General features: G+C 65.2%; 4 protein-coding genes, 1 pseudogene and 1 CRISPR repeat array. Of the genes and pseudogenes, 2 read left to right on the forward strand and 3 right to left on the reverse strand.

Features of this window, described 5'->3' with window-relative positions; genetic code table 11:
- Window positions 1–279 (reverse strand): hypothetical protein (locus tag KIH78_RS09950; protein ID WP_219132225.1); only part of this gene is annotated, 279 nt, incomplete at its 3' end.
- On the opposite strand from KIH78_RS09950, the pseudogene istA reads away from it, so the two are divergent.
- Together istA and istB are read left to right on the forward strand one after the other, a co-directional pair.
- A pseudogene (istA, locus tag KIH78_RS09955) lies at window positions 260–1,763 on the forward strand (IS21 family transposase). The gene KIH78_RS09950 and the pseudogene istA overlap by 20 nt on opposite strands.
- 17 nt (window positions 1,764–1,780) lie before the next feature.
- Window positions 1,781–2,545 carry an IS21-like element helper ATPase IstB gene (gene istB / locus KIH78_RS09960; protein WP_219132244.1) on the forward strand — a complete coding sequence of 255 codons (765 nt, stop codon included), beginning with the start codon at window positions 1,781–1,783 and terminating at the stop codon, window positions 2,543–2,545.
- 173 nt (window positions 2,546–2,718) lie between these two features.
- Window positions 2,719–8,367: direct repeats of the CRISPR family, unit length 29 nt; unit sequence GGGATCATCCCCGCGTATGCGGGGAACAC.
- Between the two features lie 243 nt (window positions 8,368–8,610).
- Here the strand turns inward: istB and KIH78_RS09965 are convergent.
- Window positions 8,611–10,149, reverse strand: a complete 1,539-nt coding sequence (locus tag KIH78_RS09965) for a glutamate synthase subunit beta (RefSeq protein WP_214312326.1) — start codon at window positions 10,147–10,149, stop codon at window positions 8,611–8,613.
- A 1-nt stretch (window position 10,150) separates the two neighbouring features.
- Window positions 10,151–14,722, reverse strand: coding sequence for a glutamate synthase large subunit (gltB, locus tag KIH78_RS09970; protein WP_219132226.1), 4,572 nt, complete (start codon window positions 14,720–14,722; stop codon window positions 10,151–10,153).
- Between the last annotated feature and the right edge of the window lie 223 nt (window positions 14,723–14,945).

Consider the following 14,945-nt stretch of genomic DNA (forward strand, 5'->3'; position numbering starts at 1 on the left):
GATCACATCCGCCGCGCAGCACTCGTACTGCACGTACAACTCGACCGCACGCCGCCGCTGCTCCCTCGTATACCTCGCCACGATGGGCTCCTCCCGGATCACAGTCCAAGAAAACGGCACCACCTCGTTTTCCCCGGTGTCGTCATCGTTTCCCGGTGATGTGAAGAGGCATCGGTTCCGCCGCCTGTATATTCCCGGATTGCAAGTCGATTCGATCCGGCCGGTTGCCGCCGGCCGGCGTTCCGGGAAGGAAAGGATCATGGCGATACCGATGCCCATTCAGCACGATATCAGGAGACTCGACCGTCAGGGGTTGTCTCGAGCGGAGATAGCGCGGCGGCTGCATGTCGACCGGGGGACGGTCGCGAAGTACGCGGATATGCGTGATATGAGTCCGAAACGGCCTGTGGACCGCAGGTATGGAACGAAGCTGGACGAGTTCATGCCGGTCGTGGACGGTTGGCTGGAGGCGGATTGCAGGTTGCCGCGCAAGCAGCGTCATACCGCCAGGCGCGTGTACGACCGGTTGGTACGCGAGCATGGGTTCGCGGGCTCGTATTCCGGGGTGCAGCGGTACGTGAAGCGTTGGCGGGAGACGAACCGGGATTCCTCGGACGGGTTCCTGGATCTCGAGTGGGCGCCGGGGGTGATGCAGGTCGATTTCGGCGTGGCGTTGGCGTTCGTCGCGGGCCGTGAGACGCAGACGCATTGCCTGGTGGTGTCGTTCCCGTATTCGAACATGCGGTTGTGCGTGGCGATGCCGGGCGAGAACGCGGAGTGCCTGTGCGAGGGGCTGATGCTGGTGTTCGAGCACGTGGGCGGCGTCCCGCCCCTGATGGTGCTGGACAACGCCACGGGCGCCGGCCATCGCAATGCGAAAGGCGAGATCACGTTGACCGGGGTGTTCTCCGCGTTCCTGGCGCATCACCGCGTCGAGGCCAGGTTCTGCAACCCGTATTCCGGGCATGAGAAGGGCAGCGTGGAGAACGCGGTCGGGTTCCTGCGGCGTAATCTCATGGTCCCGCCCATGCGTGCGGAGTCCTACGGCCAGCTGAGCCGTCTCATGCTCGAGCGGTGCGACGAACTGGCCGTCGGGTCGTACTGCCCGCGTCTGATGGACGTGCCCGTGGCGGAGGTGTTCGCCGGGGAGCGGGAGCGTCTGCTGCCTTTGCCGGCCGAACGGTTCGATCCGGTGCGTTGGGAGGAGCGGCGCGCCGACAAGCACGGCCGGATCCAGGTCGACTCGCGTTCCTATCTGGCGGGCGGGGCGTGGGCGCGCAGGCGCGTGCTGGCCGCCCCTGCGCTGGGACACGGTCACGCTCATGGACCCCTGTTCCGGCGAGGTCCTGGCCGAATACCCCCGCTCCTATGGCGACGGGCCGCGCGTCCTGCAGGACCCGGCGCTGGTGATGCCCATGCTCGCCGTGCGCCCCGGCGCATGGCGGGAAAGCCCGATCCGCCCCGACGTGCCCGACGACGTGCGCGGATGGCTCGACTCCATGGATGAGAGGACGTTGCGGGAAAGCCTCGGGGCGATCGGCGACGCGTGCCGTGCCGCCGGGTTCGAACCCGCGATGCGGGCATGCGACGAGATCCTGCGCCGCAACAAGGCCATGGGACTGCACGCGGACTCGCTCACCCCGATCGCGCTGCGCATGCGCGACGGCGACTGGGAATACCCCGGCGCGGTCGCCGAACCCGACCTGACCGGATACGACCGGTTCATCACCGACACGCACGACCAAGGAGAGGAAGGCCGATGAGCGCCAGACCCGACCCCGTGATCCCCGAGACGCGCCGCCGGCGCGCGTCCACGACCGAGAAGAGCGAACGCATCCTGAGGATGAGCCGCAGCCTGACCCTCACGCGCAGCGTGCTCGCGGACACGCTGGCCGACACCACCCCCAACCAGCTCGACCTCATCGAACGCTGGTTCCAGGCCGAGCTCGACTCACGCGAACGCTCCAAACGCACGCGTCTGCTGAAACAGGCCGGCTTCCCCGCCGACAAGACCCTCGACGGCTACGACTGGACCAACCTCAGGATGCCCGCCGACTGGGGGCGCGCCCAGCTCGAGAGCCTCGAATTCGTCGACGCCCGCGAGGACCTCGTGCTCTACGGGCCCGTCGGGGTCGGCAAAAGCCACCTCGCCATCGCCATCGGCAGGCTCGCCTGCGACAAAGGCGTACCAGTCAGGTTCTTCACCGCGACCGGACTGCTCATGCGCCTGCGCCGCGCCCAACAGGAGCACCGTCTCGACAGGGAGCTCGCCGCCATCGGCAAGGCGCGCCTGCTGATCATCGACGAGTTCGGCTACCTGCCCATCGATGAGGAAGGCAGCCGCCTCCTCTTCCAGATCATCAGCGACAGCTACGAGACAAGGAGCATCATCTACACCACCAACATCGAATTCAGCGGATGGGGACGCATCCTCGGCGACAAGAACATGGCCGCCGCCCTCATCGACCGCACCGTCCACCACGGACGACTCATCAGATTCGAGGGCCGCTCCTACCGAAGCGAACACGCCCTCATGACCAAATAACCCAACCACAACAACACAACACGCACACAGGCAGCGGCACCACCGCTCACGCCGCGGGAAACCCGCTGCCTACACTGCGGAAAACACCGCTCACAAAGCGGACGCCAACTTGCTAAAACACACCGCGCATGCGGGGAACACTCAACACGTCACCCTGAAAGGAAAGAAGCGACGGGATCATCCCCGCGTATGCGGGGAACACCTCGAGGATCCTCACGGCGGTGCCCCAATCGCGGGATCATCCCCGCGTATGCGGGGAACACGACTACGACGCGCCCAACCCGGCCACGCACCTGGGATCATCCCCACGTATGCGGGGAACACGACGAGGCCGCGCGCCCGTCCGGCGTGCTCACGGGATCATCCCCGCGTATGCGGGGAACACGAACGGGATGCTGGATTTTTTGTCGATGCCGCGGGATCATCCCCGCGTATGCGGGGGAACACGGCCTTCCCATTGCGCCACAGCATCGCCCCCAGGGATCATCCCCGCGTATGCGGGGAACACGAGCAAACCTTCGAAGTGCCCTTGACTGGCATGGGATCATCCCCGCGTATGCGGGGAACACCGCTCCACACGCCTTGGATGAAGCCGAGACCGGGGATCATCCCCGCGTATGCGGGGAACACGGTGTCGCGTCAACCGGGCAAGGAGTCGGGCGGGGGATCATCCCCGCGTATGCGGGGAACACGGTGTCGCGTCAACCGGGCAAGGAGTCGGGCGGGGGATCATCCCCGCGTATGCGGGGAACACAACGTGGTTGTAACTCGCGTGAAGGATGGATAGGGATCATCCCCGCGTATGCGGGGAACACTGGTAGTCGCGCCACTGGCCCGATTCAAGCCAGGGATCATCCCCGCGTATGCGGGGAACACGTCATGAGCACCGAGGGCACGGCCGACAGCACGGGATCATCCCCGCGTATGCGGGGAACACGGTAAACTTGGAAACGTCCATAATCGTAGCGCGGGATCATCCCCGCGTATGCGGGGAACACACGGAGAAATCTACTGGGACATTGATTTCGACGGGATCATCCCCGCGTATGCGGGGAACACGAACGGGCGTTCATTGAAAACACTCTCCAGCCGGAATCATCCCCGCGTATGCGGGGAACACGATGGATGGCGCATCAGGTTCGCGCACCGCACAGGATCATCCCCGCGTATGCGGGGAACACGGTGCGCAACCGCTCGTTCTCGTTCTCCGCCCGGGATCATCCCCGCGTATGCGGGGAACACATGACGAACCCGACTTCTGAGTCGTTCCCGGTGGGATCATCCCCGCGTATGCGGGGAACACACCGACATCCTCTCCGGCGGCCTGTCCGGCGCGGGATCATCCCCGCGTATGCGGGGAACACTCGGCGTCTGACGAGGGGTTGGGGTTGCACCAGGGATCATCCCCGCGTATGCGGGGAACACAAGCCGGATGGTTCGCAGACGGACAAGCGCGGGGGATCATCCCCGCGTATGCGGGGAACACCCTGTAGTCGCCGGCGTTGCTGATGCCCCACAGGGATCATCCCCGCGTATGCGGGGAACACTTGAGAATCTGCCTCACTTGGTACGCCTTGGCGGGATCATCCCCGCGTATGCGGGGAACACTCGTCGTCCACCAGTTCCACAGACTTGACGTAGGGATCATCCCCGCGTATGCGGGGAACACGTCAATGAGGGCGTTTTTCTCGTCGTCGGTGAGGGATCATCCCCGCGTATGCGGGGAACACGATGATTGTCATGGCCGCCCTTTCACTGTTCAGGGATCATCCCCGCGTATGCGGGGAACACGCACGGCGTCAAAGGCAAGACCGGCGTGGTCCGGGATCATCCCCGCGTATGCGGGGAACACGACGAACCCGAACACGTGTTCGAGATCGTGCCGGGATCATCCCCGCGTATGCGGGGAACACCTGTGGTGGTGTTCATTGCTTGTTCTCCTTTGGGGATCATCCCCGCGTATGCGGGGAACACGCAATGACGTGCCTCGAAGCGTTGGAGGCCGCGGGATCATCCCCGCGTATGCGGGGAACACGCAATGACGTGCCTCGAAGCGTTGGAGGCCGCGGGATCATCCCCGCGTATGCGGGGAACACCGATTCGGCTTCGCGGATCTCGTCTTCGGTTGGGGATCATCCCCGCGTATGCGGGGAACACGTCGACAGTTTCGAGGCGGCGGAGGTGGAGAAGGGATCATCCCCGCGTATGCGGGGAACACCGTGTTGTACCATTCCTTGAGCCCATCCGGCAGGGATCATCCCCGCGTATGCGGGGAACACCTTGTCCACGTACTGTCCGACCGACTGGGACGGGGATCATCCCCGCGTATGCGGGGAACACCTTGTCCACGTACTGTCCGACCGACTGGGACGGGGATCATCCCCGCGTATGCGGGGAACACGTTGTCCGGGACTATCTGGGTCAGCACGTACGGGGATCATCCCCGCGTATGCGGGGAACACTTCCCCGTTCTTTTGGAACGCTGCCACCAAGACGGGATCATCCCCGCGTATGCGGGGAACACCACCCATGGAAAAGCTTATGGACATCATCAACGGGATCATCCCCGCGTATGCGGGGAACACGAAGGCCGTGAGCGTCATGATTCGTCGCCTCCGGGATCATCCCCGCGTATGCGGGGAACACTTCGCCACCACCGCGACAAGCAACATGCAGACGGGATCATCCCCGCGTATGCGGGGAACACCTCATTTCGCGTGATTTCCCTTGTGTCCGTCAGGGATCATCCCCGCGTATGCGGGGAACACGGACGGGTATTGCGGCGCCGCGACAATCCGCCGGGATCATCCCCGCGTATGCGGGGAACACGCCGTTCGGCTGCTGTCCGTACGCTTGCTGGGGGGATCATCCCCGCGTATGCGGGGAACACACGATGGTGGCGGTGACGGTGATGCCGGTGAGGGGATCATCCCCGCGTATGCGGGGAACACCTGAAAGGTCTACTCGCCGATGCTGTGGAACCGGGATCATCCCCGCGTATGCGGGGAACACCGCTTGCACAGTCCGCGTCCGTACTTCGGGTCGGGATCATCCCCGCGTATGCGGGGAACACCGTCGGCCGCTCCAACTGCCGGACCGCCCCGGAGGATCATCCCCGCGTATGCGGGGAACACGCAATGACGTGCCTCGAAGCGTTGGAGGCCGCGGGATCATCCCCGCGTATGCGGGGAACACGTGGTGGTGTCGTCCGGCATGGCGCGCCTCCCGGGATCATCCCCGCGTATGCGGGGAACACAGCACGTAGACGCGCAGCTCCCGCTTGTACCGGGGATCATCCCCGCGTATGCGGGGAACACCGCAGCGCGGGCGTCCACACGCGGGAACGCCAGGGATCATCCCCGCGTATGCGGGGAACACCAATTCCACGGCCAGCCATTGCAGTTCGTTACGGGATCATCCCCGCGTATGCGGGGAACACCGCGCATGGCTGACCGCATTGCGGAACGCCGGGGGATCATCCCCGCGTATGCGGGGAACACCGCAACCGCCATTCGGTAAACCATTCCGGCCCGGGATCATCCCCGCGTATGCGGGGAACACGCGGCAGCATCGCCCGGCGTGAACACATGGCAGGGATCATCCCCGCGTATGCGGGGAACACCCTCGAAGCCGATTACACGTACAAGTACATTCGGGATCATCCCCGCGTATGCGGGGAACACTTTTTCACCGTGCTTACCACGTTGCCTATCATGGGATCATCCCCGCGTATGCGGGGAACACGAAACGGTATGATGAAACCAGCGCAAAAGCCCAGGATCATCCCCGCGTATGCGGGGAACACCATGTCGGTTTCGGCGAGCATGGCCTTGACGAGGGATCATCCCCGCGTATGCGGGGAACACCTCGAGGATCCTCACGGCGGTGCCCCAATCGCGGGATCATCCCCGCGTATGCGGGGAACACTCACCATTGCTAACAGCATTAACAACATAGGAGGGATCATCCCCGCGTATGCGGGGAACACGCCGCACGCGCGGTACTCGATTCGATACGACTGGGATCATCCCCGCGTATGCGGGGAACACTGCACGCCGTTCGCGGCAAGCTGGGAGGTCACGGGATCATCCCCGCGTATGCGGGGAACACCTGCCGCGCTGCGCGATGTACCAATGCTGACGGGGATCATCCCCGCGTATGCGGGGAACACACGTGAAGCCGTACAGTCTCCACGGCCCGACCGGGATCATCCCCGCGTATGCGGGGAACACGACGCGCCGGCGTTATACAACAGGTTGCCCACGGGATCATCCCCGCGTATGCGGGGAACACTGGATGAGCTTGATCTGGTCGGCGACCCACTCGGGATCATCCCCGCGTATGCGGGGAACACTAGGCCCGTCGTGGTGGCGGGAAGTCGGCCGCGGGATCATCCCCGCGTATGCGGGGAACACAACGCGTGGACGCCGGGCGAACACCTGACCGCGGGATCATCCCCGCGTATGCGGGGAACACCATGTCGGTTTCGGCGAGCATGGCCTTGACGAGGGATCATCCCCGCGTATGCGGGGAACACGACAGCATGCCCACCATGTATTCGTCCCGGTCGGGATCATCCCCGCGTATGCGGGGAACACGCGCTTGCGGCCGGCGACGACACCGCGTATGAGGGATCATCCCCGCGTATGCGGGGAACACTCCTCCATGCCCGGAAGAGTCATCTGCTTGTCGGGATCATCCCCGCGTATGCGGGGAACACCGCGCCGACTACGTGCTCAAAGTCCAGGACCAGGGATCATCCCCGCGTATGCGGGGAACACGCGACCCCGACACGGGCCGCATCCCCGCCAAGGGGATCATCCCCGCGTATGCGGGGAACACACTCGTTGGCGTCCTCGTGCTCCTTGAGCGCCTGGGGATCATCCCCGCGTATGCGGGGAACACGCTGCGGGGTTGGCGAGCAGCTTGTTGAGATAGGGATCATCCCCGCGTATGCGGGGAACACATTACATTCGGCCGTAGAGGGGCAATCTGCTCGGGATCATCCCCGCGTATGCGGGGAACACATCGTCCCGTCATTCGGCAACATCTTATAGGCGGGATCATCCCCGCGTATGCGGGGAACACGGAATGCAGGTAGGCACCATCAACACAGTTGTGGGATCATCCCCGCGTATGCGGGGAACACCCTCCCAATGGTCCGGGCGAGACTCACGCGATGGGATCATCCCCGCGTATGCGGGGAACACCCTCCGGAGTGGCCGCTGATCCAGCCGGTACCGGGATCATCCCCGCGTATGCGGGGAACACCACGCAGCGTAACGCCGCCGCCATCGCCGGCCGGGATCATCCCCGCGTATGCGGGGAACACCAGGCCCTTGGCCTTCTCGTAGTGCGTCTTGAGGGATCATCCCCGCGTATGCGGGGAACACAACGGCTGAACATGAAGGACGCGAAGCCCAGCACGGGATCATCCCCGCGTATGCGGGGAACACAAGCCGGTCGAAGGCGCGCCCGGATACTGGGAGGGATCATCCCCGCGTATGCGGGGAACACCGACTGTAGCTGGGCATCAGGGCCTCGCAATCGGGATCATCCCCGCGTATGTGGGGAACACCTGACCAATGAGGCCGCGAACGACGTGACCTGGGGATCATCCCCGCGTATGCGGGGAACACGATTACGGCCCCGCCGACATCGTGCATTGCAAAGGATCATCCCCGCGTATGCGGGGAACACTTGATAAGCAAAACTCAATCACCGCCGAGCGAGGGATCATCCCCGCGTATGCGGGGAACACGAGCATCGTCAGGGTGTCGAACCGGCCGGACTGGGATCATCCCCGCGTATGCGGGGAACACACTTCAAAATCCCTTATATACCAGCATATACGGTATGGAATCAAAGTTTTTTCATTCGGTTTCAGAGTGTCCATAGCCCAGAACGCTCTCTGATCATGCCATGCAATGCAACAGGGTCTCTTGCATATGCCAATCAGGCAACTGGCATATACAAGAGACCCTTAAATGATTCCAACCCAGAGGAACGTGTCACGGTCGGAGTAGCAAACGAATCCCCTCTATCGGACAGGTATCAACCATGTATCAGCGGGGCAGCATCATCGGACGCTGCGAGGCCGTGATCGGCGCGGGCAGCTCGCTGGTGTGCTCGCTGGACAGGTATTCGTCCACGGCGGCCGCGCAGGAGCGGCCCTCCGCGATGGCCCACACCACGAGGCTCTGGCCGCGGCCGGCGTCGCCGCACACGAAGACGCCGTCCTGGGAGGTGGCGAACTTGTCGTTGCGGGCGATATTGCCGCGCTTGTCGAGCTCGACGGGCAGCTGGTCGACGATGGTCGAAGTGTCCGGGTGCAGGAAGCCCACGGAGATGAGGACCAGGTCGGCGGGCAGCACGCGTTCGGTGCCGGGCTGACGGGTGAACGGACCGTTCTCGCCGGGGGCGACGGACACGACCTTGAGGCCGGTCACATGGCCGTGCTCGTCCGCCACGAAGCCTTCCGCGGTGGTGGAGTTCTCCACGTGGACGCGGGACTGCTCCTCCTCCGAGCCGATGAAGTTCACCGAATCGGTGGAGTACAGGTATTCGCCGCCTTCGGCCATCGACGTGGTCTTCTGGTAGAGGCGGGCGAAGGTAGGCCACGGCTGGTTGTCGGGACGCTTCGAAGGCTCCTTCGGCATGATCTGCAGGACGGTGACGTCCTTCGCGCCCTGGCGGATGGAGGTGCCGAGGCAGTCGGAGCCGGTGTCGCCGCCGCCGATGACGATGACGTGCTTGTCCTTGGCGGTGATGTCGTGCTCGAGCGGCGCGCCGTAGATGCGGCGGGTCGCGTCAGGCAGGAAGTCCATGGCGAAGTGGATGCCGTCGAGTTCACGGCCCGGAATCTTCATGTCGCGCGGCACGCGGGAGCCGATGGCGACGACGACCGCGTCGTACCGGTCGCGCAGGTCGTCCCAGCTGATGTCCTTGCCGATCTCCACGCCCGTCTCGAAGCGGGTGCCTTCGGCCTCCATCTGCTTGATGCGGCGGTCGATGAGCGTCTTCTCGAGCTTGAAGTTCGGGATGCCGTAGCGCATGAGGCCACCCAGCGCGTCGTCCTTCTCGTAGACGACGACGGTGTGGCCGGCGCGAGTGAGCTGCTGCGCGGCGGCGAGGCCGGACGGGCCGGAGCCGACGACCGCGACGGTCTGGTCGGTCAGACGCTGCGGCGGCATCGGCTTGACGTAGTCAAGGTCCCACGCCTGGTCGATGATCGTGCACTCGTCGTTCTTGATCATCGTCGGCGGCTGGTGGATGCCGAGCACGCAGGCCTGTTCGCACAGGGCCGGGCAGATGCGGCCGGTCACCTCGGGGAAGTTGTTGGTCAGGGAGAGCCGCTGGTAGGCGTCCTCCCACTGCTCCTGGCGGACCAGGTCGTTGAACTCCGGGATGAGGTTGCCCAGCGGGCAGCCGGTCATGCAGAACGGGGTGCCGCAGTCCATGCAGCGGGCCGCCTGTTCGGTGGTCCACGGTTGCAGACCGGATTCGGCGTGGACGTCGAACCAGTCCTTGATGCGCTCCTGGACGGGGCGCTCCGCCAGCTCCCTGCGGGTGCGGACTTTCAGGAATCCTCTCGGGTCGCCCATCTCAGCGCGCTCCTTCCATGACGTGCTCGTACACCTGCTCCCAGGCGCCGGGCGTGTTGAAATCGATGTGTTCCGCTTCGGCCTCGGCCATGGCCTTCTCCATGGCGATGAAGTGCTTGGGCACGACGTGCGTGAACCGCTTGGCGGTCGCGTCCCAATCCTCGAGCAGGCCGGCGGCGAACGCGGAGCCGGTCTCCTCGGCGTGCTTCTTGACGAGGCCCTTGACGAGGTCGGAGGTTTCGGCGTCGAGCGGCTCGAAGAGCAGCGCGCCGGATTCCACGGCCTCCGGGTTGACCTGCTTCATGTCGAGGTCGAGCACGTACGTGTTACCTCCGGAGAAGCCGGCGCCGAAGTTGCGGCCGGTCGGGCCGAGCACCACGACGGTGCCGCCGGTCATGTACTCGCAGCCGTGGTCGCCCACGCCCTCGACGACGAACGTGGCGCCGGAGTTGCGCACGGCGAAGCGTTCGCCCGCCTTGCCGGCGACGAACATCTCGCCGGAAGTGGCGCCGAAGCCGGTGACGTTGCCGGCGATGACGTCCTCATGCGGGTCGAAGGTCACGCCGTCCTCGGGACGGACGATGAGGCGTCCGCCGGACAGGCCCTTGCCGGCGTAGTCGTTGACCTCTCCGTACACGCGGATGGTCTCGCCGCGCGGGATGAACGCGCCGATGGACTGGCCGCCGGAGCCGTGCAGGGTCATGTCGATGGTGTCGTCGGGCAGACCGGGCGCGCCGTAGCGGCGGGTGATCTCGTAGCCGACCATCGTGCCGACGGTGCGGTTGACGTTGCGGATCGGCATCTCGATGCGCACAGGCTCCTTGCGTTCGAGCGCGGGCTCGGCGAGCTCGATGAGCTTGTTGTCGAGCGCCTTCTCGAGCTCGTGGTTCTGCGGCTCGGTGTTGTGCAGGATGGTGCCGGGGACCGGACCGGACTGCTTGAGCACGTTGGTCAGGTCGATGCCGTCGGACTTCCAGCGCTTGATGGCCTCGTCCTGATCCAGGCACTCGACGTGGCCGACGGCCTCCTCGAGCGTGCGGAAGCCGAGCTGGGCGAGGATCTCGCGCACCTCCTCGGCGATGAACATGAAGAAGTTCACGACGCTTTCGGGCTTGCCGCGGAAGCGGGCGCGAAGCTCCGGATCCTGGGTGGCGATGCCCTGCGGGCAGGTGTTCTTCTGGCATGCGCGCATCATGACGCAGCCTTCGACGATCAGCGCCGCGGTGGCGAAGCCGAACTCCTCGGCGCCGAGCAGCGCCGCGATGACGACGTCGCGTCCGGTCTTCAGCTCGCCGTCGCACTGGACGACGATGCGGGAGCGCAGGCCGTTGAGAATCAGCGTCTGCTGGGTCTCGGACAGGCCGATCTCCCACGGGGTGCCCGCGTGGCGGATCGCGTTGAGCGGGGCCGCACCGGTGCCGCCGTCGTAGCCGGAGATCAGCACCACGTCGGCATGGCACTTGGCCACGCCGGCGGCGATGGTGCCGACGCCGAACTCGGAGACGAGCTTGACGTGGACGCGCGCCTTCGGGTTCGCCATCTTCGCGTCGTTGATCAGCTGCTTGAGATCCTCGATGGAGTAGATGTCGTGGTGAGGCGGCGGGGAGATGAGCTCGACGCCCGGGGTGGCGTGGCGGACCTTGGCGATCCACGGCGGGACCTTGGCACCCGGCAGGTGGCCGCCTTCGCCCGGCTTGGCGCCCTGGGCGAGCTTGATCTGCAGGTCGGTGGCGTGGACCAGGTAGTCGGAGGTGACGCCGAAACGCGCGGACGCGATCTGCTTGATGCGGCTGTAGCGCTGCGGATCCTCGATACGGTCGTCGGATTCGCCGCCCTCGCCGGAGTTGGAGCGCGCGCCGATCCGGTTCATGGCGATGGCGAGCGTCTCGTGCGCCTCCTGGGAGATGGAGCCGTAGCTCATCGCGCCGGTGGAGAAGCGCTTGACGATCTCGCTGGCCGGCTCGACCTCGGAGATGTCGATCGGCTTGCGCGTGTTGTTGAACTTCATGAGGCCGCGCAGCGTCATGAGCCTGTTGGAGGTGTCGTCGATGTGGTGCGAGTACTTCTTGAACATGCCGTAGTCGCCGCGCTGGGTGGACTGCTGCAGCAGGAAGATGGCCTCCGGGTCGTTGAGGTGATCCTCGCCGGTACGGCGCCACTTGTAGAGGCCGCCGGTGCGCAGGTTGCGGTGCGGGGACGCGGTCCACTGGTTCGGGTAGGCGACGCGATGGCGGGAGGCGACCTCCTCGGCGATCTCGTCGAGGCCGACGCCGCCCACGCGGGTGGTGGTGCCGGTGAAGTATTCGTCGACGACCTGCTGGCTCAGGCCCACGGCCTCGAACAGCTGGGCGCCGCGGTAGCTCATGATGGTGGAGACGCCCATCTTGGCCATGATCTTGAGCACGCCGATGGACAGCGCCTTGGTGAGGTTCTTCACGGCGGTGGCCGGATCGACCTTCACGTAGCCTTCGCGGGAGAGGTTCTCGACGGATTCGAACGCGAGGTACGGGTTCACGCAGGCGGCACCGTAGGCGATGAGCAGGGCCACGTGGTGAATCTCGCGCACGTCGCCGGCCTCGACGGCCATGGAGATCTGTGTGCGGGTGTGGCGGCGCAGCAGGTGGTGCTGCACGGCGGACGTGAGCAGCAGGGACGGAATCGGACCCCACGTGTGGTTGGAGTCGCGGTCGGACAGCACGATGAAGTTCTTGCCGTTGTCGATCGCCTCGTCGATCTCGGCGAAGATCTCGTCGAGACGCTCCTGGAGGGCGTCGCCGCCGCCGGCCACCTGGTAGAGGCCCTTGACGACGTACGGACGGTAGTAGCCGCCGAGGATGCGCGCCTTGTCGAGACGCTTGAGCTGGGCCATCTCGTCGGAGTTGATGACGGGCAGCGGGATGAGGATCTTCTTGGCGTGCAGCTCGGAATCAGTCAGCAGGTTCGGCTCCGGGCCGATGGCGGATTCGAGGCAGGTGACGATCTCCTCACGCTCCCAGTCGAGCGGCGGGTTGGTGACCTGCGCGAACTTCTGGTGGAAGTAGTCGAACAGCATGCGGCTGCGCTTCGACAGGACCGGCAGCGGGGTGTCGTTGCCCATCGAGCCGAGCGGCTCCTTGCCGGTGTTGGCCATCGGGGTGAGGACGAGCTTCAGGTCCTCCTCGGTGTACCCGAAGGCGCGCTGGCGGCGCTGGACGGACTGTCCGGAGTGGTTGACGTGCTCGCGGGCGGGCAGGTCGCTCATCTCCACGGAGTTGCCTTCGACCCACTGGCGGTACGGGTGCTGGGAGGCGAGGGTCTTCTTGATCTCCTCGTCCGGGATGATGCGACCTTCGGCCGTGTCGACGAGGAACATCTTGCCGGGCTCGAGACGGCCCTTGGAGACGATGTGCTTCTGCTCGACCTCCGGCAGGACGCCCGCCTCGGAGGCGAGCACGAGGTAGCCGTCGTCGGTGAGCTGCCAACGGCCGGGGCGGAAACCGTTGCGGTCGAGCAGGGCGCCCACCTGGGTGCCGTCGGTGAAGACGATGTCGGCCGGGCCGTCCCACGGCTCGATGAGCGTGTTGTTGTACTCGTAGAAGGCCTTGAGGTCCGGGTCGAGCTGGTCGTTCTTCTCCCAGGCCGGCGGCAGCATCATCGAGATAGCGTGCGGCAGGGAACGTCCGGCGAGGTGCAGCAGTTCGAGGCATTCGTCGAAGGTGCCGGAATCGGAGTAGCCGGGCGTGGTGATCGGCAGCAGCGGTTCGAATTCGCCGAGCAGTTCGGAGCTCAGACGGCCCTCGCGCGCGGACAGCCAGTTGCGGTTGCCCTGGATGGTGTTGATCTCGCCGTTGTGCGCGAGCAGGCGGAACGGCTGGGCCAGCGGCCAGCTCGGGAACGTGTTGGTGGAGAAGCGGGAGTGCACGATGGCGACGACGGCCTTCATGCGCTCGTCCACGAGGTCCGGGAAGAAGTGGGTCAGCTGCATGGTGGTCAGCATGCCCTTGTAGGTGATGGTGCGCGCGGACAGGGAGGCGAAGTAGACGCCCACCTCATGCTCGACGCGCTTGCGGATGCGGAAGGTCTTCCTGTCCAGTTCGATGCCGGCCAGTCCCCCGTCCGGATCGGCCACGACGAGCGTCTTGAAGCTCGGCATGGCGGCGAGCGCCTGCAGGCCGAGCCCGTCCGGGTTGGTGGGCACGACGCGCCAGGCGAGGACCTCGAGGCCCTCCTCGCGCACGATCTTCGCGATGGCCTGCTCCTGCTGGCCGGAGGTCTCGATGTCACGGTCGAGGAACGCGATGCCGGCGGCGTAGTGGCCGGCTTCGGGCAGTTCGGCGGGCACGGTGGCACGCATGAACTCGTCCGGCATGCTCATGAGGATGCCGGCACCGTCACCCGTGTTCTCCTCGGCGCCGACGGCGCCACGATGGTCGAGGTTGACGAGCACCTCGATGGCGTCCTTGACGATCTTGTGTTCGGGCTTCTTGTTGAGCGTGGTGACCATGCCCACACCACAGGCGTCATGCTCGTTGGAAGGGTCGTACATGCCGTCCGGAGCATGGACCGTGAGATCGAGCGGGGCTTTGAATGTCACCGGAATCACCTCAATCGTTAGCGGGCACGCCGAAGCGCGCCACCTCTGTCAGTTGCTGTTGACAGCGTAGCGTCGGCCTATGTCGTTTGCGTTTCGCTGTCCATATACCGAGTTGCGTGAAAAGTCAATACCCAATTTTACGCGATTCGGGTTTTCCTTGATCCGGCCGCGTCGTGCGGGCGTCCGGGAGGTCCGCATGACGCCCGTACGACGCCCGTCGGCG

The sequence above is a fragment of the Bifidobacterium saguinibicoloris genome, from assembly GCF_019331725.1.
GTDB classification, from domain to species: domain Bacteria; phylum Actinomycetota; class Actinomycetes; order Actinomycetales; family Bifidobacteriaceae; genus Bifidobacterium; species Bifidobacterium saguinibicoloris.

Excerpts from the sequence above, each read along its gene's own strand:
- KIH78_RS09965 (WP_214312326.1), bottom strand. The coding sequence starts at position 10,149 with ATGGGCGACCCGAGAGGATTCCTGAAAGTCCGCACCCGCAGGGAGCTG.